General features: G+C 64.8%; 23 protein-coding genes. 19 read left to right on the plus strand and 4 right to left on the minus strand.

Going from position 1 to position 21,349, the window contains the following annotated elements; translation table 11 throughout:
- The first annotated feature begins 14 nt into the window (after positions 1 to 14).
- The gene (locus VHK65_17085; protein ID HVS07864.1) at positions 15 to 206 is read left to right on the plus strand and encodes a hypothetical protein; all 192 of its coding nucleotides are present in this window, start codon (positions 15 to 17) and stop codon (positions 204 to 206) included.
- Positions 207 to 486: 280 nt separating this feature from the next.
- Positions 487 to 633, plus strand: a complete 147-nt coding sequence (locus tag VHK65_17090; GenBank protein HVS07865.1) for a hypothetical protein — start codon at positions 487 to 489, stop codon at positions 631 to 633.
- Here VHK65_17090 and VHK65_17095 read toward each other — a convergent pair.
- Entirely contained in the window at positions 630 to 866 is a 237-nt protein-coding gene (locus VHK65_17095; GenBank protein HVS07866.1) for a helix-turn-helix domain-containing protein, read from the minus strand. The genes VHK65_17090 and VHK65_17095 overlap by 4 nt on opposite strands.
- A gap of 78 nt (positions 867 to 944) precedes the next feature.
- Between VHK65_17095 and VHK65_17100 the strand changes: the two genes are divergently transcribed.
- From VHK65_17100 to VHK65_17140, 9 genes are read left to right on the plus strand one after another with little or no spacing between them, the layout of a single operon-like run.
- Complete coding sequence (locus VHK65_17100) at positions 945 to 2,261, plus strand: 2-isopropylmalate synthase (GenBank protein HVS07867.1); 1,317 nt, start codon at positions 945 to 947, stop codon at positions 2,259 to 2,261.
- Between the two features lie 46 nt (positions 2,262 to 2,307).
- Positions 2,308 to 4,107, plus strand: a complete 1,800-nt coding sequence (locus VHK65_17105) for a DUF3352 domain-containing protein (protein HVS07868.1) — start codon at positions 2,308 to 2,310, stop codon at positions 4,105 to 4,107.
- A 37-nt stretch (positions 4,108 to 4,144) separates the two neighbouring features.
- A complete protein-coding gene (locus tag VHK65_17110; protein HVS07869.1) occupies positions 4,145 to 4,792 on the plus strand; it encodes a helix-turn-helix domain-containing protein in 648 nt (215 codons plus the stop codon).
- Positions 4,785 to 5,099 (plus strand): SCP2 sterol-binding domain-containing protein, encoded by a 315-nt coding sequence (locus VHK65_17115; protein HVS07870.1) that lies wholly within the window; start codon positions 4,785 to 4,787, stop codon positions 5,097 to 5,099. The genes VHK65_17110 and VHK65_17115 overlap by 8 nt, the downstream gene beginning before the upstream one ends.
- Positions 5,099 to 5,500: a MaoC family dehydratase N-terminal domain-containing protein gene (locus tag VHK65_17120; GenBank protein ID HVS07871.1), complete on the plus strand. Its 402-nt coding sequence runs from the start codon at positions 5,099 to 5,101 to the stop codon at positions 5,498 to 5,500. Before VHK65_17115 ends, VHK65_17120 begins: the two co-directional genes overlap by 1 nt.
- Before the next feature lie 5 nt (positions 5,501 to 5,505).
- Positions 5,506 to 5,949 (plus strand): MaoC/PaaZ C-terminal domain-containing protein, encoded by a 444-nt coding sequence (locus VHK65_17125; protein HVS07872.1) that lies wholly within the window; start codon positions 5,506 to 5,508, stop codon positions 5,947 to 5,949.
- Positions 5,939 to 7,165, plus strand: a complete 1,227-nt coding sequence (locus VHK65_17130) for an acyl-CoA dehydrogenase family protein (GenBank protein HVS07873.1) — start codon at positions 5,939 to 5,941, stop codon at positions 7,163 to 7,165. Before VHK65_17125 ends, VHK65_17130 begins: the two co-directional genes overlap by 11 nt.
- Positions 7,166 to 7,167: 2 nt before the next feature.
- Positions 7,168 to 8,001, plus strand: a complete 834-nt coding sequence (locus tag VHK65_17135; protein HVS07874.1) for an SDR family NAD(P)-dependent oxidoreductase — start codon at positions 7,168 to 7,170, stop codon at positions 7,999 to 8,001.
- On the plus strand, positions 8,001 to 8,810 hold the full coding sequence (locus VHK65_17140; protein HVS07875.1) for an enoyl-CoA hydratase-related protein: 810 nt from the start codon (positions 8,001 to 8,003) through the stop codon (positions 8,808 to 8,810). The genes VHK65_17135 and VHK65_17140 overlap by 1 nt, the downstream gene beginning before the upstream one ends.
- A gap of 55 nt (positions 8,811 to 8,865) precedes the next feature.
- On the opposite strand, the gene VHK65_17145 is transcribed toward VHK65_17140, so the two are convergent.
- Positions 8,866 to 9,639 carry a molybdopterin-binding protein gene (locus tag VHK65_17145; protein HVS07876.1) on the minus strand — a complete coding sequence of 258 codons (774 nt, stop codon included), beginning with the start codon at positions 9,637 to 9,639 and terminating at the stop codon, positions 8,866 to 8,868.
- A 19-nt stretch (positions 9,640 to 9,658) separates the two neighbouring features.
- Here VHK65_17145 and VHK65_17150 point away from each other — a divergent pair, with 19 nt between their 5' ends.
- From VHK65_17150 to VHK65_17160, 3 genes are all read left to right on the plus strand, one after another.
- Positions 9,659 to 10,282 carry a hypothetical protein gene (locus VHK65_17150; protein ID HVS07877.1) on the plus strand — a complete coding sequence of 208 codons (624 nt, stop codon included), beginning with the start codon at positions 9,659 to 9,661 and terminating at the stop codon, positions 10,280 to 10,282.
- 110 nt (positions 10,283 to 10,392) lie between these two features.
- Positions 10,393 to 12,405, plus strand: a complete 2,013-nt coding sequence (locus VHK65_17155; GenBank protein HVS07878.1) for a sodium-translocating pyrophosphatase — start codon at positions 10,393 to 10,395, stop codon at positions 12,403 to 12,405.
- 76 nt (positions 12,406 to 12,481) lie between these two features.
- Positions 12,482 to 12,823, plus strand: a complete 342-nt coding sequence (locus VHK65_17160; GenBank protein HVS07879.1) for a hypothetical protein — start codon at positions 12,482 to 12,484, stop codon at positions 12,821 to 12,823.
- Between the two features lie 38 nt (positions 12,824 to 12,861).
- On the opposite strand, the gene VHK65_17165 is transcribed toward VHK65_17160, so the two are convergent.
- Positions 12,862 to 13,344, minus strand: a complete 483-nt coding sequence (locus VHK65_17165; protein HVS07880.1) for a hypothetical protein — start codon at positions 13,342 to 13,344, stop codon at positions 12,862 to 12,864.
- A 153-nt stretch (positions 13,345 to 13,497) separates the two neighbouring features.
- Between VHK65_17165 and VHK65_17170 the strand changes: the two genes are divergently transcribed.
- From VHK65_17170 to VHK65_17190, 5 genes are read left to right on the plus strand one after another with little or no spacing between them, the layout of a single operon-like run.
- Positions 13,498 to 15,078 carry a fused MFS/spermidine synthase gene (locus tag VHK65_17170; protein HVS07881.1) on the plus strand — a complete coding sequence of 527 codons (1,581 nt, stop codon included), beginning with the start codon at positions 13,498 to 13,500 and terminating at the stop codon, positions 15,076 to 15,078.
- A gap of 10 nt (positions 15,079 to 15,088) precedes the next feature.
- Positions 15,089 to 16,180, plus strand: coding sequence for an Mrp/NBP35 family ATP-binding protein (locus VHK65_17175; GenBank protein HVS07882.1), 1,092 nt, complete (start codon positions 15,089 to 15,091; stop codon positions 16,178 to 16,180).
- 18 nt (positions 16,181 to 16,198) lie between these two features.
- Positions 16,199 to 16,687, plus strand: a complete 489-nt coding sequence (locus VHK65_17180) for a TIGR00725 family protein (GenBank protein HVS07883.1) — start codon at positions 16,199 to 16,201, stop codon at positions 16,685 to 16,687.
- Positions 16,684 to 17,832, plus strand: a complete 1,149-nt coding sequence (gene galK, locus VHK65_17185; GenBank protein HVS07884.1) for a galactokinase — start codon at positions 16,684 to 16,686, stop codon at positions 17,830 to 17,832. The genes VHK65_17180 and galK overlap by 4 nt, the downstream gene beginning before the upstream one ends.
- Before the next feature lies 1 nt (position 17,833).
- Complete coding sequence (locus VHK65_17190) at positions 17,834 to 20,185, plus strand: glycoside hydrolase family 2 TIM barrel-domain containing protein (GenBank protein ID HVS07885.1); 2,352 nt, start codon at positions 17,834 to 17,836, stop codon at positions 20,183 to 20,185.
- Here VHK65_17190 and VHK65_17195 read toward each other — a convergent pair.
- Entirely contained in the window at positions 20,118 to 21,332 is a 1,215-nt protein-coding gene (locus VHK65_17195; protein HVS07886.1) for a glycoside hydrolase family 1 protein, read from the minus strand. The two genes, VHK65_17190 and VHK65_17195, sit on opposite strands and share 68 nt — an antisense overlap.
- Positions 21,333 to 21,349: the final 17 nt, after the last annotated feature.

Consider the following 21,349-nt stretch of genomic DNA (forward strand, 5'->3'; position numbering starts at 1 on the left):
GATACAATCCGCCCATGGCAGCCCCCCGTCTTCGCGCGACTGATTCGGGCCAGGTCTACAACATCGATCTTCCCGACTTGAAGGTCACGCGTGACGACGTCGATGGGATCTACGTGCTGCACGGACGCGGCCATTTCCAGACATTCGACACGCGCGAGGAAGCGTTCGAGCGCAAGAAGGAGCTGGACTACAGCACGTTTCGTTGAGTTGCCGCCCGCCTATTCGCGCGGTGGCTCAGCAGCAGGTCGGCGCTCTGGCCGGGGTCGGACGGCGCGCGATGGGCATCCCCCAGCGCCGCACTCCTCGTCAGGATCAACCGGATCGTGCTCGAACTCATAGTGGAAGCAGACGTAGTGCATCCGCTCAAAAACCTCGTATCGCTCAGCTTCGATGACTTGACAATCAGGCTTTATCTGCGTGTACTCGTTTGAGCTGGATTACAGCACGTTTCGGTAACCGCGGATTCTACGGGAAAGGGGAGAGACCATGGGAGAGCCAGCGACGAAGGAAAAGCCGTGCATTTGCCACGTCAAGAAGTCAGGATGGCCGTGGAAGGCCACAGGGAAGACCGAGGGTGGTCAGCGCGAAGAGAAGTGCCGTATCTGCGGCGCGACCCACATGGTGACGGCCTAAGGGTCGCCCATCCAGTCGGCCGAATGGGGGAGGGCTCGGTGGCCCCGGCTCGGGCGCAGGTGCAGGACCCGCTGCAGGTCGGCCCTCCGGTAGAGGCGCGCACGCTTAATGCCCTGGCGGTAACTCTGTAGGACGCCCCGGCTGACATAGGCGTAGAGCGTCGCTGGCTTGACGCCCAGCAGTTCGCACGCCTCGGCCGCGCTCAAGTAGGGCTCCCCGTGGACCTCGATCACGTTTACTCAAGCCTACGTGAGTTGATCGTTACAGTCAATAGATTGCAATGCAAATCAACATATGCATACAATTGGGACGTGCTGGATCGCGCCGAGCCCAATCTGCTGCGCGATGACTTTCCCTACAGCCGCATTCCGCCGATCCGCTTCGAGGCGAATGGCGTCCCGCAGGCGATGCCGGCTGACATCTGGATGACGGATACGACCTTTCGCGACGGCCAGCAGGCGCGCGCTCCGTACACCGTCGAGCAGATCACCCACCTCTACGACCTGGTGCACCAGCTGGGTGGGCCGGTGATCCGTCAGACCGAGTTCTTCGCCTACACGCCCGTCGACCGGGAAGCAATCGCGGCCTGCCAGCAGCTGCCGGGCCCGGAGGTCACCACCTGGATGCGCGCGTCGCTCGACGATCTCAAGGCCGTCAAGGCAACCGGCGTCAAGGAAACCGGCATCCTGCTGTCCGCCTCCGACTACCACATCTACCTGAAGATGAACCGCACGCGCCGGCAGGCGGCCGAGGACTACGCGCGGGTTGTGGCGTCCGTGATCGATGCCGGCCTCCGTCCGCGATGCCATCTCGAGGACCTGACTCGCGCCGACCTGGAGGGCTTCGTGGCGCCGCTGGTCGCCTCGCTGCAGGAGCTGGGCCGGCGGGCCGGGGTGCCGGTCAAATTCCGGCTTTGCGACACGATGGGGTTCGGGCTTCCCTGGCCGGAAGCGTCCCTGCCGCGAGGTGTGCCCCGGCTGGTGCAGTTCTTCACGGGCACGCTCGGCGTCGCGCCCGAGCATCTGGAATGGCATGGCCACAACGACTTCCATCGAGGCGAAGTCAACACCGTGGCCGCCTGGCTCTATGGCTGCGCGGCGGCAAATGGTTCGATGTTCGGCTTCGGCGAGCGGACCGGCAACCCGCCGCTCGAGGCGCTGGTCATCGATCACATCGGATTGCGCGGGGAGACGCCCGGGGTCGATCCCACGGCGATTACCCGGGCGGCGGCCTATTTCCGCGATCATCTCTTAACGCCGCTGCCGGCGAACTATCCGTTCGCGGGGGCCGGCTTCAACGTCACCAGCGCCGGCATCCATGCCGACGGCCTGCTGAAGAACGAGGAGATCTACAACATCTTCGACACGGCGCGCATCCTCGACCGGCCCCTCGGGATCACCGTCAACGACCGTTCGGGGCTGGCCGGGATCGCCTATTGGATCAACACCACGCTGGGGCTGAAGGGCGCCGCCCTGGTGCGCAAGGAGGACCCCCGGGTGGTCGCCATCCACCGCGAGGTGGAGCGGCAATTCCAGTCCGGCCGGAGCACCGGCTTCTCGCCCGATGAGATGCAGGCCCTCGCCAAGTTGCATTTCGGCAACGCCCTGGCAACGAGGACGCGCAGCTAACAAGTTGCCCGAACGGGGGGAGTTAATGCTGTGAGGCATCCCTCCGATGAGCACCGAAGGCGACCTGACCCCAGCCCCCCAGCCCGATCCCGGCCAGGGTATCCCGCCGGCCGTGCCGGTCGCGCCTGCGGCAGCGCCTCAGTCCTGGTTGCTCCGCCATCGACGGCTGCTGATTCCCGCCGCGGCGGTCCTCGCCCTCGGCGCCGTCAGCGCGGCAGCCGTGTTGCTGCTCGTCAAACCGAACGCTGCCGTCGAGAAGATGGTGCCCGCGACCGCGGACGTGATCGCGGTGGCGAACCTCGATCCCTCCGTGCCGCAGAAGGTCAACCTCCTGCGGGCCGTGCATAGCTTCCCTGATTACAAGACCGACAAGGCCATCGCCGACAAGCTCGATCAGGTCCTCAAGGATTCGGGGATGTCGTTCAGCGGTGATATCCAGCCCTGGCTCGGTTCCGAGATTGGTCTCAGCCTCAGGCTGAACCTGAAGAGCACTGCGGACGGTAGCACGGCGGACAGCCATGCCGCCTTCTATGCGGTGTCCCGTGACGACACCAAGGCGCGCGCCATGCTGGCGAAACTGCGTGCGAGCACGTGGGCCAAAAATTATCGGTGGAAGGATGAGACGTACAACGGCATCACGATCTCCGTCGGGACGCCGACGGACACATCGGGGAGGACCGCGGCGTACAGCATTGTCGATCACGTCGTGGTCTTCGCCACCTCGAGCGCATTGATGCACGAGATCATCGACACGGACGAGGGAAGGGCCCCACGCCTGGTGGACTCGAGTGATTACAAGGCAACCCTTGCCGGGTTGCCCTCCGACCACCTTGCTCTCGTGTACGTCAACGGCAAGTCGATCGTGGGCAACGTGAAGAAAGATATGGCCACCACACCCGCCCTCGGCCTCGCGCTCAAGAACGTGAACGACCTCGACGCGCTGCAGGGGATTGGGGCCACGCTCTCGGCGAATGGCGACGGCTTGCTCACCGATGTCCTGGTCAAGTTCGACCAATCGAAGCTCTCGCCGGCAACCCGCGAGGCGCTCGCGCACCCGGAGCGCGCCGACACCCTGGTCAGCTGGATTCCGAAGGCCAGCGACGCGTTTCTTTCCATCACCAGCCTGAACCGAACCATCCAGACGGTGCTCGACCAGTCGGGCAACACGGCGTCCGTGAAAGCCGGCACCGACGCGGTCGGCCTCACCGGCCCGGCCGGTGTCCTGCCCCATCTCACCGGCGACGCGGGGCTGGAGGTCAGCGTCGGCCAAAACGGTCTGCCCGCGGGCGCGATCCTTTTGGGAACCGATGACGCGCGCACGATGAACGCCTTCTTCGCCAGGCTGCTGGCGCTGGCGGAGGGGGCAGCGGGCTCGAGCTTCGGCTCTCCGTCCGGTGTCGCCGTAACGCCGCCGGCCAGCTCTCTGAGCAGGACCACCTACCGCGGCGTCGTGATCACCTCCTGGGCGTCCCCCTTGCTCGGTCAGCTCGGGGCCGGCGAAACCTTCATCCCCTCGTATGCCGTGCTCGACGGGATGGGCATCCTCGCGTCAACGCCGGCCGAAGTCAAAGCGATCATCGATGCACACAAGGGTGCGGCGACCATCGCGTCCGATCCGACCTACAAGACGTCCAGCGCGGCGTCGCTGGCCAAGCCCGCGGCCATCGTGTACGTGGACGTCGCCAGGCTGTTGAACGCGATCCGTCAATCCCCACTCGGATCCCAGACGGGCCTGAGCTCCAGCAGCACGCTGGGCGCAAACGCGGACCCGTTCAAGGCCGTGATCATCACGGCGGCCAGCCAGGCGGACAGGGCGACCGAACGCTTCTTTGTGATCGTCCGTTAGGCAGCCGGCCGACGAACCTGCTAGGCTGGTGACTGACGTGTCAGTCAGTAGCCGAACCGCCAGCGAATCGCCGCTGACCGAGCGGCAGTGGGTGCGCCGTGGCGAGCTCCTGGAAGCCGCCCGCCGGATCTTCGAACGTGACGGCTACCACGGCACGACCGTTAGTGCGGTTGTGCAGGCAGCCGGCCTTTCCCAGGGTGCGTTCTACCTGTATTTCGTCGACAAGAAGGGTGTCTTCGGGGCACTGCAGAACGAGATGGCGACGCTGCTGCGCCGCCGGATCTACTGGGCCACCCGTGATGAGACCGACGCCCGCAAACGGCTCGTGGCCGGGCTCGAGGCATTTTTCGACTTCTATCAGGAGTACGCTGCGTGGAACCGCCGGCTGACGATCGAGGGGCTGGGCATCGACGAGAGTTTCGAGGCTCGGCAGACCGAGTTGCATCAGACCCTTGCCGCCGCCTTTGTGCCGACCCTTAGTGAGCTCGGTGTACGGGAGACCGCGGTGGCCGCCTTCGCGCTCCTCGGTCTGGCGGCGCAGCTCGCCTACTGGCAGCACTTTCAGCGCATCAAAGAGCCATCCATGAGCGCCGCCGCGCTCGCCCAGGCGTGCGCCAGCCTGTTCCTCAATGGCGCGGCATCGATCCCAAGCTCGCTATCACAAGAAGGAGGCACACATGCCTGAAGCCAAGGAAGTTTTCACCGAGATCCAGAATCGCATCAAGTCGCATCCGGAGAAGTCGGCGGGCCTGAATGCGACCTACCAGTTCGACCTGAGCGGCGAATCGTGGACGCTGCAGATCGCCAACGGCGCGCCCACGCTCACGCAAGGGCCGGCGCAGAGCCCCAACACGACGCTGATCGCCACCACGGATGATTGGATGAGCATCGCCACCGGCAAATTGAACCCCGTGACGGCGTTCATGCAGCAGAAGCTCAAGGTCAAGGGCGACATGGGGCTGGCGATGAAACTGCAGGGGCTGTTGCAGTAGTGACGGACGCGCGATGGGTCGGCCGGAGCTACGAGACGGCGCCCTATCAAGTCACCGAGCAGTCGATCCGGGATTACATGGCGGCCGTGGGCGACGTGCGGGAGGACGGCGAGTTGATCGCGCCACCGACTTATGCCATGGTCTACGGCTTCGACGCCTACTGGCAGCTCTGGAGCGACCAGGAGGTGGCCCTGGACGTCGCGCACCTGGTGCACGGTGAACAGCGCTTTAGTTTCCAAAGGCCGGTCCGTCCGGGCGATCGCATCCGCACCACGGGGCGCCTGACCGCGATTCACACGCGCGGCGACATGGACCTGGTCACGTTCGAACTCAAAGCGATCGATGAACAGGGTCAGCCGGTCTCAGATGGCACGGCCCTCTTCATCATTCGCAAGCCATGAAAACGATGAGTGCCTTGGATTTCGAAAACGTCAGCGCCGGGCACACGGTGCCCTCCTTGACCAAGCACGTGACGGTCGAACAGATCCGTCGGTACGCGGAGGCCTCTGGCGACCGCAACCCGATCCACCTGGACGACGGCTTCGCGCGCTCCGCCGGACTGCCCGGCGTGATCGCCCACGGGATGCTCACGATGGCCTTCGCCAACCAGATGGTGACCGACTGGCTGGGCGATCGTTCGTTACTGAAGCGCCTGCAGGGGCGTTTCGCCGGGATGGTTCTTCCCGGTGACGACGTGACCGTCTCGGGAAGCGTCGCGTCGAAAGACGAGGCGACACGACGCGTGCTGATTAACCTGGTCGTGACCAATCAACGCGGAGAGAAAGTCTTCAACAAAGGTGTGGCTGAGGCCGAGTTCCCGCCACAAAGGAGCACAACCCATGCCGCTTGACTTCACGCTGACCCCCGAGCAAGAAGACATCAAGGCGCTCGCCCACGAATTCGCCGAGAAGGAGATCCGGCCGGTGGCGCCGCACTACGACGAGACCGAGGAGTTCCCCTGGCCGGTGTTGAAGAAGGCCCACGAAGTGGGGCTGACACCGGTCGCGGTGATGCCGGAAGCCTACGGTGGGGGCGGCCTCGACATGATTGCCAACATGCTGATCGCCGAAGAGCTCCACTGGGGCTGCGCCGGCATCGCGGTGGCCATCACCGGCACGGGACTGGCCGCGACCGCCATCCTGGCGATGGGCAGCGAGGGGCAGAAGCAAAAATGGATCCGCGAGTTTTGCAGTGCCAAAAGCCCGGTCGTGGGTGCCATGGGACTCACGGAGCCCGGCACCGGTAGTGATGCCATGGCGATCACGACCACGGCGAAGAAGGTCGACGGCGGCTACCTGATCAACGGCACCAAGCAGTTCATCACCAACGGCGGGATCGCCGACCTGCACGTGATCTTCGCCAATACGGACCCGAGCATCGGCGCAGCGGGCATCGCGGCCTTCGTCGTCGAAAAGGGCAATAAGGGCCTCAGCATGGGCCGGAAAGAAAAGAAGCTCGGCGTGCGCGCTTCGCACACGGCGCAGGTGATCCTGCAGGACTGCTTTGTCCCAGCCGAGAATCGCCTTGGCGGCGAGCCCGGTGATCCCGATGCCGGCCCCGGCGCACTGGGCGCCTTGCAGATGCTCGAGTACTCGCGGCCGGCGGTCGCTGCCGGCTCCCTCGGCATCGCCCGGGCCGCCTATGAATACGCACTCGACTACGCGCAGCAGCGCGTTGCCTTCGGCAAGCCGATCATCAAGCACGAGGGCATCGGCTTCAAGCTGGCCGAGATGGCGATCAACATCGACGCCGCGCGCCTGCTCACCTGGCGGGCGGGCTGGATGGCGCAGAACAACATGCTCTTCACGCGCGCCGAGGGCAGCATGGCGAAGGCTTTCGCCGCCGATATGGCGATGCAGGTCACTGTGGACGCGGTCCAGGTCCTCGGCGGAAACGGCTACATCCGCGAGTATCCCGTCGAGAAGTGGATGCGCGATGCCAAGATCTACCAGATCTGGGAAGGGACCTCCGAGATCCAGCGGCTGGTCATCTCTCGAGCGATTTCGGGCGAGCGCCGCCCGCTGACACGCGAACAACCGAAGCCACTGATCCGGAAGGCGAGCTAATCATGATCGATCTCAAGGGGAAAGTCGCCCTCGTGACCGGCGGGTCACGCGGTCTGGGCCGGGCCGACTGCCTGGCGCTGGCCCGCGCCGGCGCCGACGTGGTGGTCACGGACATCCTGATCGAAAGCGATCCGGAGCTGGAGAAGACGGCGGAAGCCTCGCAGAGCGTGCTCTCGCAGGCGATGGCTTCCCAGAAGGCCGTCTATTCGGAGAAGACGTCCAGCGAGATTCGCGAGATGGGGCGGCGCTCGGTCGCCCTGAAGATGGACGTCACGAATCGAGAACAAGTAAAGACCGTCGTCGACCAGGTGGTCAAAGAGTTCGGCAGCCTGGATATTCTCGTGAACAACGCCGGCACACTCGACCACATGGGGACCGTCGACAACCAGGTCGACGCGCTCTGGGACCGCGACCTGAAAGTCAACCTGACCGGCGCATTCAATGTCTCGAAGGCTGTCTGGCCCCACATGAAGCAGCGGAACTGGGGGCGGATCATCATGATGTCCTCGATCGCCGGCGCGCTGGGAGGCTTTGGCCAGGCGAGCTATTCGACGACCAAGGCCGGCCTGGTCGGCCTGGCAAGAACGCTCGCGCTGGAAGGCGCCCGCTACGCCATCACGGTCAATGCCATCGTGCCCGGCATCATCGCCACGGAAGCGTTCAAGATGGGCCGCCCCGACATGAACGAGCGCATGATCAAGCGCGTGGCCCTGCGCCGCCCGGGCGAGCCGGAGGACATCGCCAACGCGATCGCGTTCCTGTGCTCACCGGTCGCCGGGTACATCACCGGCGTGGCTTTGCCCGTAACGGGCGGCCTGGACCTGTTCACGTTTTGATGGCCGGCCTGATGGACGTCTCCACCACGGACTTCGTGACGACGATTCGCATGAACCGGCCGCCGGTCAACGCCCTGGTGCCCGAGCTCCAGGAAGAACTGATCAACGCGCTCAACCCGCTCAAAGACGACGATGCGACGCGAGTGGTGCTGCTTACCAGCGCCATCGACCGCTATTTCATGGCCGGCGCGGACCTCAAGTCCATGGGTGGCAATGGCGGGTTCGATCGGGAGAATCCCGAGACGCTGGAGCGCGTGGCGCAGATGTCGCGCCGCAGCCAGGCCGCGTTCAGCGAGATCGAGCATTTCCCCAAACCGCTGATCGCCGCCATCAACGGGCATGCCCTTGGCGGCGGATGCGAGCTGGCGCTCGTCTGCGACTACCGGCTGATGATCGACGATGGCCGTTCGACGATCGGTCAGACCGAACCGAACGTTGGGCTGATCCCGGGCGCGGGTGGGACGCAGCGACTGCCCCGCGTCGTGGGTCGCGCTCGCGCGACGGAAATGATCTTCGAGTCGTTACGGCTGAAAGCGCCCGAAGCGGCCGCCATCGGGTTGATCACGGCGGCGATCCCCGCTGCTGGCTTTCACGAGGCCGCGCTCGCGCGTGCCCGCAAGCTGGCGCAGGCCGCGCCGATCGCACTGCGCTTGGCGAAAGAGGCGCTGCTGGCGGGCCTGGAGCGGTCCCCGGGCAAAGGGTTCGAGGTCGAAGCCGAGAACTTCGGGAAAGCGGCCATGACCGAGGACGCCATGATCGGCATCATGTCCTTTGTCGCCAAGCAACAGCCCGAATTCAAAGGCAAATAGCCAGAATTCCCTCGCCCCTTGCCGGAGAGGGTAGGGTCGGGCCCCCGTAGGCGAATCAGCCGACCGGCGTGAACTGTTTGATGCGGTCGCGGATGGCGTTGATCACGGCCTCGACGCGGCCGGGATCGGGCCCTGATGCGCGCAGGATCAGCTCGCGTGTTTCCGTCTGCGGATACGACCCCAGCGACACGTCCGGATATTCGCGCTCGAGGTCTCTCATGACGTCGTGGAACATGCTCTCCGGCGCGAGCTTGTAGTGCAGCTCCCGGACCGCGTCACCGTGGCTGCCCGTCAGGTAGCGAATTTCGATGTCCTCGTAGACCGAACGAAGCTCGTGTGGCACACCTGGCAGGGCAAAGACGTAGCGATCCTGTCCCAGGTCGAACGCGAGACCGGGGGCCATGCCCGCGCCGTTGCGCACGAGCATCGCTCCCTCGGGCAGCATCGCCATCCGCCGGTTGCCCGCATTGAGCCCGGCAGTACCGCGGCGCGTCGCCATGTTCATGATGAACATCAGGTTCTGCATTTGCGCTCCGACCTCGCGCCGGTAGACGAGGGGCTGGTCGAGCGCGCGGGCCAACGCGACATAGGTCCGATCGTCCGGCGTCGGCCCGAGCCCACCACAGACGAAGATCCGTGAGGGCTCGGGACGTGCGACATGTTCATGGATTGCCGCGACGATGTCCGCGTCGACGTCGCCAATGGTCGTCATCATCCGCACCGGAAACCCACACTGGAACAGGCGGCCCGCCAGCCAGTTGGAGTTGGTGTCGACCGTGAATCCGCGGAGGATCTCGTTGCCGACGACGATGATGCTGGACTGCGGCACGCGCCCATAATGACAGGGAATGCCCAAATCCGCCTACGATCGCAGCAAGGGCGTTGAATCGGTCACGTGGCGCGAGTTTCCGCTGGGAAAAGGCATCGCGCTCTCGATCCTGGACGAGACGACGGCAGCCGGACGGCAGGTAAGAGGCCAGGCCCTGCTCGACGTCCTCGACGAGGCCGCGGGCCTTCCACCCTGCAAGCTGACGGTGGCCGACCGTCCGCAGCGACACCGCACACGCGGCGGCAAACTGGAAGTCAAAACCTACGGCTACTACCGGATCGCCTGGGAGTCGACGCCGCGGCGCGGGTCCATCCGGATCTACAACTTGACGGCGATTCGGCAGCAGATGCTCGCCCCCAAAGTCTTTCTCGAGACCCTCCTGCACGAATGGGTACATCACTACGACTTCACGGGTCTGCAGCTCGATCGCTCGCCGCACACCTCGGGCTTCTTTGCCCGCATTCGTGACCTGGCCGAGACCCTGGGCGTCGGCTTTGTGGCGCCGCCTAAACGGGAGATATCGTCACCGGCGCCCCCCGAGGACGTCATGGTCGCGAAAGACCACCTGCGGCCGGGCGGTGTGCCGCCGCCCAAGTGGATCCGCGACCAGGTCCTTGCGCTCTTTGGTCGTCCGAGGTCATAGTCGTTCGGACGGTACAATACGGCGGGCCTTTTTTGGGACGCCGACACTAAGGTAGGGAGGCGCTGAACCTGTTCGTCGCGGCCGCCATAACCATCAATGACTCGACAGTGATGGCTGTCCTGGCTCTCGTTAGCGTCGCGGCATTGATTGCACTGGCATACGGCGGGCTGCTGACGCGCTGGGTGCTGGCGTCCGACGCGGGAAACGAGACGATGGGACGGATCGCGCGCGCCATCCAGGAGGGCGCGGCCGCCTATCTCAACCGGCAGTACGCCACGATCGCGGTCATCGGCATCGTCCTGGCGCTCGTCCTCACGTTTGCCATCAACTGGGAGACCGGCGTGCTCTACGTCGTGGGCGCTGGTTGCTCGGCGCTAGCTGGCTACGTGGGCATGAACGTCTCCGTGCGGGCGAACGTGCGAACCGCACAGGCGGCCACCCGTGGGCTCGACGCGGCGCTCCAACTCGCGTTCCGCGGCGGCGCGGTGACAGGCCTGTTCGTCGTCGGCCTCGGATTGCTGGGCGTCGCGGTCTCCTATTGGGTCTTTCAGAAACCCCAGTCGCTGGTCGGCCTCGCGTTCGGGGCTAGCCTGATCAGTGTCTTCGCCCGGCTCGGTGGCGGCATCTTCACGAAGGCGGCGGACGTCGGCGCCGACCTGGTCGGCAAAGTCGAAGCCGGCATTCCCGAGGATGATCCACGCAATCCCGCGGTCATCGCGGACAACGTCGGCGACAACGTAGGTGACTGCGCCGGCATGGCGGCCGATCTGTTCGAGACCTATGCCGTGACCGCGATTGCCGCCATGCTGCTGGGCAGCCTCCTGTTCCCCGGAAAAGTCCAGTACGTGCTCTTTCCACTGATCTTGGGCGCTATTTCGATCATCGCGACGGTGATCGGCACGCTGTTCGTGCGCCTCGGACGTAGCACATGGATCATGGGCGCTCTTTATCGAGGTCTCGGCGTCAGCGCCGTCCTAGCTCTGGCGGGATTTCTGGGTGTGACGCTGTTGATCGGCCTGGATATCAATCTATTTTGGGCGGCGGTGGTCGGCGTCGTGGTGACGATCGCGCTGGTTGGTATCACCGAGTTCTTCACCAGCGCCGACTATCCACCCGTGCGGCTGATTGCGCGCGCCTCAACGACCGGCGCTGCCACGAATATCATTGCCGGCCAGGCGATCGGCATGATCAGCACGGCACTGCCGGTCCTGGTGATCGGCACGGGCATTCTCGTCTCCTTCTATCTCAATCAGCAGCCGTCGGCCGGTGACTTCGGCTTGTACGGCATCGCCATCGCCGCCATGTCGATGCTGTCGATGACCGGCATCATCGTGGCCATCGATGCCTATGGCCCCATCACCGACAATGCCGGCGGCATCGCGGAAATGGCGAACCTGCCGGAGTCGGTCCGGAACATCACCGACCCCCTCGATGCCGTGGGCAATACAACGAAAGCCGTCACCAAGGGCTACGCCATCGGCTCCGCCGGGCTCGCCGCGTTAGTGCTCTTTTCGTCCTACACGGAAGAAGTTGGGCGTGGCGCGCACCTGGCATTTGATCTAACTGATCCGTTGGTAATCGTCGGGCTCTTTTTCGGCGGCATTCTGCCGTTTCTCTTCGGTTCGTTGAGCATGCTGGCGGTCGGTCGCGCCGCCGGCCAGGTGGTTGTCGAGGTTCGCCGGCAGTTCCGCGAAATCAAAGGCCTGATGGAGGGCACTGCCCAGCCCGAGTACGGGCGCGCCGTCGATCTCGTCACGCGGGCGGCGCAACGAGAAATGATCATCCCCGGGCTGATCCCGGTCGCCGCGCCGCTGCTGGTGGGCTTCAGCCTCGGACCGAAGGCGCTGGGCGGCATGCTCATTGGGTCGATCGTGACTGGCATCTTCCTGGCGATCCAGATGACGTCGGGCGGCGGTGCCTGGGATAACGCCAAGAAGTACATCGAGGACGGCCACTACGGCGGCAAGGGCACGGAGACGCATGCCGCCGCCGTTACCGGCGATACCGTGGGCGATCCCAACAAAGACACGGCCGGGCCGGCGATCAACCCCATGATCAAAGTCATCAATATCATCGCGATCTTGATCGCGCCCATGGTCGCCGCCCACTCGCTGCTTCATTAGGCCCCTGCGCAAGTTACCTTCCTCCAGGGACCTTCTGGGCCTGTTGCTCGCGGCGATTCTTGAATAAACTTGACCCATGGACGAATACATGCTCGAGATCAACGATCTGCGCCGCCGGATCGCCAAGCTCAAGTTCGAGCGCGGTTCGGTCGTCATCATCGAGGAACTCGAAGCCCAGCTTCGGATCCTGAAGGCGATCTACGAATCCGCCACCGGTCTGTTCTCGGCTGGTGAGCAGGATCGCCGCCTGCAGGCCGGCTTCCGGGAACGCCAGCTCGGCAGCTGGACCTTCGAGAACGTCTATTTCTACGTGTACGAGCAGGCGGTTGCCCTCGAGCCCGATGGCCAGGACCTCGCCATCCTGATCTGGCGACACGATTACGCTGGCCCACTTCTGAGCACGGTCGCCGCCAAATAAAAAAGGGCCTCCAGCGGGAGGCCCTAAGCGGTATTTCGTTAGGCGTTAGCGTGCTTGCCGTGACCGTTGGCGTGGCCATGGCCATGCGTCGCGCTCGAGTCCGCCGAAGCCGCCTCCGGCGTTTCCGTTGCAGCGCTGTCGGTCTTTGCGGTCTTGGCGGACGGCTTCAGCTGGGTCTCGCACCAGGCGTGGGCGCCACTCATCAGCTTGCCGTGATAGTTCTTCGACAGCGTCAGGGGGCCGGTCGTGGTGCCTTGCGGCGCCAGCGCGATGTTCTTGATCTTCGCCAGGAACGACACGCATTCCCCGGCGTTCTTGAACTCCGGCGTCGCCAGCGTCGTCGTCCCATTGAAGCCGATCAGCTTCAGCTGGTTATTCGCCGAGCCCAGGGTAATCGGCGTGGGGCTCACGGTAATGGTGCTGTTGGCGTTCGCGGCGGCATAGGCACCGGCAGCGCCCAGCGTGAGCGCGCCAGCCGCAACGCCGGCCGCAACCTTCACCTTCGATGTGAGTCGAAACATACGTATTCAGGTCCTCCTTGAGTGAAATCGATGACCTGCTTACTAGAACGAGCCGAATAGGAGGCGCCAAATGGGCCGGCCAACCTTGTTACATCCAAACAGGTGGCGGGTTACTAATTCGTCGCGGCGCCGCCGCGTATCCTGAGACGGACGGTGCGCCCCGAGATCAAGTCTGAGTTGGCCTCGGTGCCACGACTCCCATCGCCTGCCGAGGGCCAGCGGCATCGTTTGTTGCTGCCGCTGGCGTTCACCGGCGGGCTGGCGAGCCTGGGCATCGAGTTCTCCGCCGCGCGCCTGCTGGCGCCATTTTTCGGACAGTCACTGTTCATATGGGGCACCCTGATCGGGCTGATCCTGATTTATCTGACCATTGGCTATTACGCCGGCGGCCGGTTGGCCGACCGCCGTCCGGACGCTCGGCTGCTGTTTCAATTAACCGGCGGAGCGGCTCTGCTGACGGCCGCCATCCCGCTCGTCTCGCGGCCGATCCTGTCGATCGCGCAGAGTGGCTTCGCGCAGGTGTCCGTCGGGTTAGTCCTGGGCTCGCTGATCTCCGTCATCGTGCTGTTCGCCGCGCCGGTGATCTTGCTCGGCATGGTGTCGCCCTTCGTGATCCGGCTTCGGATTCGGCAGCTGGAGACGGCCGGCAACGCGGCGGGCGCCGTCTACGCCCTGTCGACGCTCGGCAGCATCCTCGGGACGTTCCTGCCGGTGTTCTGGCTGATCCCGACCTACGGGACACGCCCGACGATTTTCGTGCTGGCGATTTTGTTGGCCGCCATCTCGACCGCCGGGCTCTACGAGACAGGCCGGCGACGCCTGTATTTGCTGATTCCCGTCGCGATCGTGGCCATGGCGCTGCTATCCGGCGGCGCGATCCGGGGCGCGGCCTATGGGGTCCGCGTTTATGAAACCGAGTCGGCCTACAACTACATCCAGGTCGTTCGTTCTGGCACGGAGACGCAACTGCTGCTGGACGAGGGCACCGCCGTTCACTCGATTTACGATCCCACCAGCCTCTACACGCATGGCTACTGGGACGATGCCCTGCTGGCGCCGTATTTCGGCTCGGGCCGGCCGCCGAGCCGGGTAGCGCTGGTCGGGCTTGCGGGCGGCACGGTCGCCCGTCAGTTCTCGGCGATCGACGGTCCGATGCCCATCGACGGTGTCGAGATCGATCCGAAGATCGTCGAGGTCGGCCGGCGCTACTTCGCCATGACCGAGCCGAACCTGAATGTCGTCGTCGCTGACGGCCGCTACTGGATGGCGACCCAGGCTGGTCATTACGACGTCATCCTGGTCGATGCTTACCGGCAGCCCTATATCCCGTTTTACCTGACGACGCGCGAGTTCTTCGAGAGCGCCAAGGCGCACCTCGCGTCGGGCGGCGTGCTGGCGATCAACGTCGGCCGGACGCCCACGGACAATCGCCTCGTCGATGCCCTCAGCGGCACGCTGAACGCTGTTTTTCCGAACGTCTTCGTGATCGACTCGAATGGACGATTTACGAACAGCGTGATCTACGCGACCTCCAGCCCGGCGACCGTCGACCAGTTCATCGCGCGGGCCAGCGGCGAATCGAATCCCAAACTCCAGCCGATCGCGGCCGAGGTCCTGCAGACCGGTGGCGTCCGGCGGGTCGGCCCCAACGGGATCGTGTTCACCGATGACCTGGCGCCGGTGGAGCGTCTGATCGACGACATCATCCTGAGCTACATCCGAAGCTCGCGGTAGACTTGTTTGGATGGCTGTCACACAACTCTCCGAAGAGACGGTCCTGGAGGCGCTGTCCACCGTCCAGGATCCTGAGCTTCACCGCCCGATGATGGAGCTCAAGATGATCCAGGACGTAGCGGTGGTCGACGCGCAGACGATCGGCATGCGGGTCGTGCTGACGACGCCAGCCTGCCCGTTGAAGAACAAGATCCACGACGACATCGACGCCGCGCTGGCAACGCTCCCCGGCTCGCCCAAGGCGCAAATCACGTGGGACGCGCAGGTCTCCCGCACCGGTGGCGTGCCGCAGAAGCAGCAAGTGCAGGCCGTCAAAAATATTATCTCGGTCGGCGCGGGGAAGGGTGGCGTCGGCAAGTCGACCTGCGCCGTGAACATTGCGCTCGCCCTGTCACAGCTTGGCGCGCGCGTGGGCGTGCTCGACGCCGATGTCTACGGACCCAACGTGCCGATTCTTCTCGGTGCCGAACACGAGAAGCCGTACGCCGAGAACGAGAAGATCATCCCGATCCAGCGCTACGGACTAAAAGTTATTTCCATTGCATTCTTTATCGAGGCCGATAAGCCGGCTATCTGGCGCGGGCCGATGCTCTCCGGGGCCGTTCGGCAATTCTTATTCGACGTCAACTGGGGCGAGTTGGACTATCTCGTCGTCGACCTGCCGCCCGGGACCGGTGATGTGCAGCTCACGATGTCGCAAAGCATCCCGATGACGGGCGCTGTCGTCGTCTCGACCCCCCAGGACGTTTCCACGGCCGACGTGGGCCGCGCCATCCAGATGTTCAATACGCTCAAAGTTCCGAATCTGGGGCTGGTCGAGAACATGAGCTACTACGTCTGCCCGCATTGCGGTCAGCGCGACGATATCTTCGGCCACGGCGGTGCCAGGGCCCTCGCCGAGCGCATGACGATCCCCTTCCTTGGCGAGATCCCGCTGGACCGTCGCATCCGTGAGGGCGGCGGCCCGGGCGTGCCATTGATGGTCCATGAGCCGGATTCGCCACTGGCCGCGGTGTATCGTGACGTCGCGTCGCACCTGGCGGCCCAGGTCAGCATTCGAAACTTCAAGCAGGCAAGCGTTATTCCGCTACGGACAATCTAACGTTATAGTTCGTAGTCGTTGAGTCCTCGACGGCGCCTGGTCGCGGTCTGCGGTGAATCAGACCCCCCGACGTCACTCGCGGATCTAGCCTTCGAGCTGGGCCGCGGCATTGCGCAACGTGATGCCGTCCTGATCTGTGGCGGACTGACCGGCGTGATGGAGCATGCGGCCCGCGGCGCCCAGGCGGCCGGCGGCCTAACGATTGGACTGCTCCCCGGTGACGACGTTAACGAGGCGAACGCGTATCTCGACGTCGCGATTGCGACCGGGCTCGGTCATGCCCGCAACGCGATCCTGGCCCAAACGGCAGACGGTGTCGTCGCCCTCGGTGGCGGTCTGGGCACGCTATCCGAGATTGCCCTCGCGCTGCGCAATGGGCGGCCGACGATCGGCATCAAGACCTGGCACTTCGATCGCGACGGCCGCACCGAGCCGGAGCTGCCCGTTGCCGCGAATGTGACCGAAGCGCTTAATTGGCTTTTTGTCAAGATGGGTAACGCGTCTTGAGTGCGCCGCATCAACTGGATCAACGCGCCCGCAGTGGGTTTCGCCAGGCGTTTGGCTACGCGCCGGGCGCCGTCGCGGTCGCTCCTGGTCGGATGAACATCATCGGCGAGCACACGGACTACAACGAGGGCTTCGTGCTGCCGGCCGCGATCGATCGGCACATCGCCGTTGCCCTTCGCTTGCGACGCGACGCTCGCGTCGTCTTGCGCAGCGACCGATATCAAGCGCCGATCGATGTCGACAGGCTACCCACCCGGCGGTTGGGTCAATGGGGGGACTATCTCATTGGCGTTGCGCGCGAAATCGACCGGCGGCATGAGCCTGGACCCGGCTTCGATGCATTCGTGGCGTCGGACGTGCCCGTTGGATCGGGGCTGAGCTCATCGGGAGCCCTCGACGTCGCGAGCGCTGTCGCCATGTTGGCGGCGCGTGGGATCGAAATGACCGCGCTGGAGACGGCCGAGCTTTGCCAGGCCTCCGAGAACGGCTTCGTGGGCGCGCGCACGGGGATCATGGACCCGTTCACGGCCCTCAAGGCACGAGGCGGCAATGCCATCCTGCTGGATTGCCGGTCGATGCGCGACGAGCAAGTGCCGCTCCCCGACGGCCGCTATGCCTGGCTCCTTGCGGATAGCCGGGTGCGGCACGAGCTGGCCTCGTCCGCCTACAACGAGCGCCGCCGTGAATGCGAGGCCGCCGCCGCGGCGCTCGGGCTGCGCAGCCTGCGAGACGCAACCGAGGCCGACCTCGTACGAATCGCAAACCCTGTTGAACGGCGCCGGGCCCAACACGTCGTCACGGAAAATGCCCGGGTTTTACTGGCCGCCGACGCGCTCCGCCGACGCGCTTCCCGGGGCCTCGGCCCGCTTCTGTATGCGTCTCATGAGAGTCTTCGCCTCGATTTCGCGGTAAGCTGCCGAGAGCTTGACTGCCTCGTGGAGCTCGCCGCCGGGATGCCGCTGGTGGTCGGCGCGCGGATGATGGGCGGCGGCTTCGGCGGGTGCGTGCTGGCCCTGGTGGAGGCGACTGGCGTCGATGACGTGCAGCAGCACCTGGCGGACGGCTTCGCGGACGAATTTCACAAAGCGCCCGAGTTCTACCGCGTCCGCTCCGTGGACGGCGTGATGCCCGAGAGGGCCGCCTGAGATGCCGCTCAACGATTGTCTTTCGCTGTTTCCGGCCCAGGCGCTGAACCGCCAGGAGCTCACCACGGGCTGGCGGATGGCCATCGCGACGCTCGGCGAAGGCGAAGATCGCGGCTTTTCCAGAACCGACTTTGACGATGACGCCTGGGCGCCGGTGCCGGTACCGCGCTTGCACGGCGCCACGACCGGCAACGAAGCCATCTGGTACCGGGTGCGCTTTCCGCGGCCTCGCCACCGCCAGCGAACGTTGCTGCGATTCGACGGCGCGTTCCTGGTTGCCAACGTCTGGCTGAACGGCCGGCTGCTCGGCAGCCACTACGGCTATTTCGCGCCCTTCAGCTTCGATATCTCGTCGTTCTTACTCGAAGAGAACGTCCTGGCCGTTTGCATCGAGGCTCCGGTCGAGACCGACCTGGCGGCCAAGCGCCACCTGATGGGTCTCTTCAATGATTCGGACGCCAAGCCTTACCCGAGCCGCGAGCTGGGCCGGCTTGGAGAACAGTTCGTCTGGCACGTCCCGATGGGGCTCTGGCGGCCCGTGCTGCTGGAGCAGGTCGGCCACGTCGTCGCCGAATGGATGCACTGCGAGCCTCGCGTCGAGCAGGGGGATCTGGCGCGGCTGGCGCTACGCATCCGGCTGCGCAACCTCGATGGCCGGATCATGACCGGGGAACTCGCGATACGAGTCGGCGGGGACAATTTCCAGATGGCGGCGCCGCTGGAGATGCGCCGCGCCTTCAGGCTCAATGGCCACGATGTCCAGGACGTGGTGGTGGAGGTCGCCTTACCGGATCCGCAGCTCTGGTATCCCTGGGCCCACGGCGAGCCGGCGCTCTATCGCGCCGAGCTGGAGATCACGGCCGACGAACGGCGCAGCGCGAGCCTGAATGAGACCTTCGGCATCCGTGACGTCGAGCTTCAAACGAGGGCCGAGGGCTGGACCTTCGCCATCAATGGCCGGTCCATGTTCATGCGCGGCGCCAATTACTGTTCAGAATTCTTTCTCGATGCGGCCGCCGACGATGTATTAAAAGCCGATCTGGAGCTGGCGAAGCAGGCCAACATGGACATGCTGCGCCTCAACGCGCACGTTGAGGCTCCGGCGCTGTACGATGCCGCGGATCAGACAGGACTCGTGATCTGGCAGGACATGCCACTGATCGCGTCCTATGTGCATCGTGCCGATGTCCGGTCGCTGGCGTTTTTCCGCGACGCGGTGATGTCGCAGGCCGAAGAGCTGGTCCACCTGCTATTTAACAAGCCGTCGGTGATTTGCTACGCGGTTCACGCGGATCCGCCGTGGAGCCGGTCGTCGGCCTGGCTCGGGGAGAGGCACACCGAGCAGTTAAATCGCGACGTCGACGAAGAAGCCTCCACGCTGATGCGAACGCTCGACCCATCGCGACCGGTCCTTCCCGGCGCCGGCGACCAGGATTTGCATTGCGGCGAGGGCTGGGCCCGGGGTCACTGGCGAGACCTGGCGGCCCTGAGCCCGGCGTTCGTCTCCGAAGTGGGCGCCCAGGCGCTGCCGAATTCGAACTCGCCGGTCTGGCGGCACCTCAATCGTGGCTGGCCGGTTGCCGATGACGACGAGAGCTGGCGCTACGCCGGCTACCAGCCCGCCGAATGGGCGCGGAGCGGCATCGGCCTACCGTCGACGCACCCCAGCCGCGATGCCTGCGTGCGAGCCAGCCAGGAATACCAGGCGCACTTACTGCGCTTCGCGATCGATCGCTTCCGCCGGCAGAAGTTCGCGCACTGCGGCGGCGTTTTGATTTTTCAGTTCGTCGATACCTTTCCGGCGATAACGGCGTCCATCGTCGACCACGCGCGCCGGCCCAAACGCGCCTACCGGGCCGTCGCCGACGCGTTCACGCCATTGTTCTTGACGATCGACCTACCCGAGAACCAGGCCGCCGTCGACGGCCTGCTGCTGCGGCTGCCGCGGGGGAAGCTCCAGCATTTACGCGTCGTCTGTGTCAATGACGATATTGGACGTCACGGTCGGGCGCGCCTGCGCTGGCGTATCGAGCGCGAGCGCGCGCACGAGACGGCGCTTTGGCGCGAGGTGCGCGGCTGGTTCGCGAAGCGGCGCTTCAAGGGCAACGACTGGATCACAATTCCGGACCAACTGGATCCGGCGGCCGTGATCGCCGAGCCGGTCGTCCGGCTGCACGCGGACGGTGTCTACCGCGTGATGGCCGAGCTGGACGTCTCCGGCCAGGTCATCGCCCAGATGGAGCATCGATTTCTCGTCGGCGATCCACCGCGGCCAAACGAAACGCTCAGCGCAGGTCGGCCGGGCCGGCTGGCTCAGCGGGCTGCCGAGGCCCTGGCGGAAGCTCGACACTAGCCGGCAAGCCGTTTAATCGACAGATCTCGGCGTATAAACGGGCGCTTGGGCGTGGCCGGCGCTCCTGGGACACCGGATCGCAGGCGATCAAGCCGAATTTCGCACTATAACCCTCTGCCCACTCGAAATTGTCCAAACACGTCCAGTGAAAGTAGCCGCGCACCGGGACGCCGGTTTGGATGGCGCGTAGCATGGCGCCCACATGGGTCAGCAAGAATTCCGGTCGCTTCGCGTCCGCGGCGTCGGCGATGCCATTCTCAGTGACCAGAATTGGCAGCTGCTCACGCACCAGCGACCGCAGCGTTCGGTACAGGCCCTCCGGATAGACCTCCCAGTTGAGATCCGACTTCGGGGCGCCGGCCGGGAGCACGCGCTCGCCGAACAGTTCAGCGCGATAACGATGATTGAACTTCACCAGCTCCCGCGCGTAGTAGTTCAGGCCAATAAAATCTTGACTGTGGCGCGGGCCGCTGGCTCGTCCGGCGCGCGTCAACGGAAACACCAGCCGCCCGAGTCGCAGTGACTTGAGCATCGTCTCGTTGAACACCCGGTTGAAGGCCGCGGCGACGGCGCGGTCCTGGGGCATGAACCGCCGGGCCGGGTCAAAAACACGCAGGTGATGCGCCAGGCCGATCTGAAGATCGGCATGCCGTGACTTGATGCGCTCGTACGCCATCCAGTGTCCGCGCAGCACGTTTACCAGGACCCGCGCCGCGGCGCCCAGGTCGCGCGTCCCGGGAGGCCACTCGCCCCGAAGGTAGCCCTGGTATGCGATCACGGTCGGCTCGTTGATCGTGATCCAGGAGCTCGCCAGCGCTCCAAGTTCGTCCGTGACCCGCTGCGCAAACCTGGCGAAATACTCCGACGTCTGGGGGGCGTCCCAGCCGCCCGCCTGAGCGATCCACGTCGGATTCGTGAAGTGATGCAGCGTAACCAGGGGCTCCATGCCGCGCTCACGCAACGCTTGTAGAACATCTCGATAGTGCGCCAGCGCCGTCGCAGAAAATTCTCCGGGCGCCGGCTCGATCCGCGACCACTCGACGGAGAACCGATGCGCATTCTGGTGTAAATCTCGCAGCAAGTCGAAGTCAGTCGGGTATCTCTGGTAATGCTCGCAGGCCGGATCTGAACGGTCGTTATTTTTTATGTGCCCTGGGACCTGTT

Source organism: Candidatus Dormiibacterota bacterium (assembly GCA_035544955.1).
Taxonomy (GTDB): domain Bacteria; phylum Chloroflexota; class Dormibacteria; order CF-121; family CF-121; genus CF-13.

Bases quoted from the DNA above. Each gene is read 5' to 3' on its own strand.
- VHK65_17190 (HVS07885.1), top strand. From the start codon at position 17,834: ATGCCGCTCAACGATTGTCTTTCGCTGTTTCCGGCCCAGGCGCTGAAC.
- VHK65_17090 (HVS07865.1), top strand. From the start codon at position 487: ATGGGAGAGCCAGCGACGAAGGAAAAGCCGTGCATTTGCCACGTCAAG.
- VHK65_17105 (HVS07868.1), top strand. From the start codon at position 2,308: ATGAGCACCGAAGGCGACCTGACCCCAGCCCCCCAGCCCGATCCCGGC.
- VHK65_17135 (HVS07874.1), top strand. From the start codon at position 7,168: ATGATCGATCTCAAGGGGAAAGTCGCCCTCGTGACCGGCGGGTCACGC.
- VHK65_17140 (HVS07875.1), top strand. From the start codon at position 8,001: ATGGCCGGCCTGATGGACGTCTCCACCACGGACTTCGTGACGACGATT.
- VHK65_17130 (HVS07873.1), top strand. From the start codon at position 5,939: ATGCCGCTTGACTTCACGCTGACCCCCGAGCAAGAAGACATCAAGGCG.
- VHK65_17150 (HVS07877.1), top strand. From the start codon at position 9,659: ATGCCCAAATCCGCCTACGATCGCAGCAAGGGCGTTGAATCGGTCACG.
- VHK65_17085 (HVS07864.1), top strand. From the start codon at position 15: ATGGCAGCCCCCCGTCTTCGCGCGACTGATTCGGGCCAGGTCTACAAC.
- VHK65_17165 (HVS07880.1), bottom strand. From the start codon at position 13,344: ATGTTTCGACTCACATCGAAGGTGAAGGTTGCGGCCGGCGTTGCGGCT.
- VHK65_17125 (HVS07872.1), top strand. From the start codon at position 5,506: ATGAGTGCCTTGGATTTCGAAAACGTCAGCGCCGGGCACACGGTGCCC.
- VHK65_17160 (HVS07879.1), top strand. From the start codon at position 12,482: ATGGACGAATACATGCTCGAGATCAACGATCTGCGCCGCCGGATCGCC.
- VHK65_17175 (HVS07882.1), top strand. From the start codon at position 15,089: ATGGCTGTCACACAACTCTCCGAAGAGACGGTCCTGGAGGCGCTGTCC.
- VHK65_17115 (HVS07870.1), top strand. From the start codon at position 4,785: ATGCCTGAAGCCAAGGAAGTTTTCACCGAGATCCAGAATCGCATCAAG.
- VHK65_17155 (HVS07878.1), top strand. From the start codon at position 10,393: ATGGCTGTCCTGGCTCTCGTTAGCGTCGCGGCATTGATTGCACTGGCA.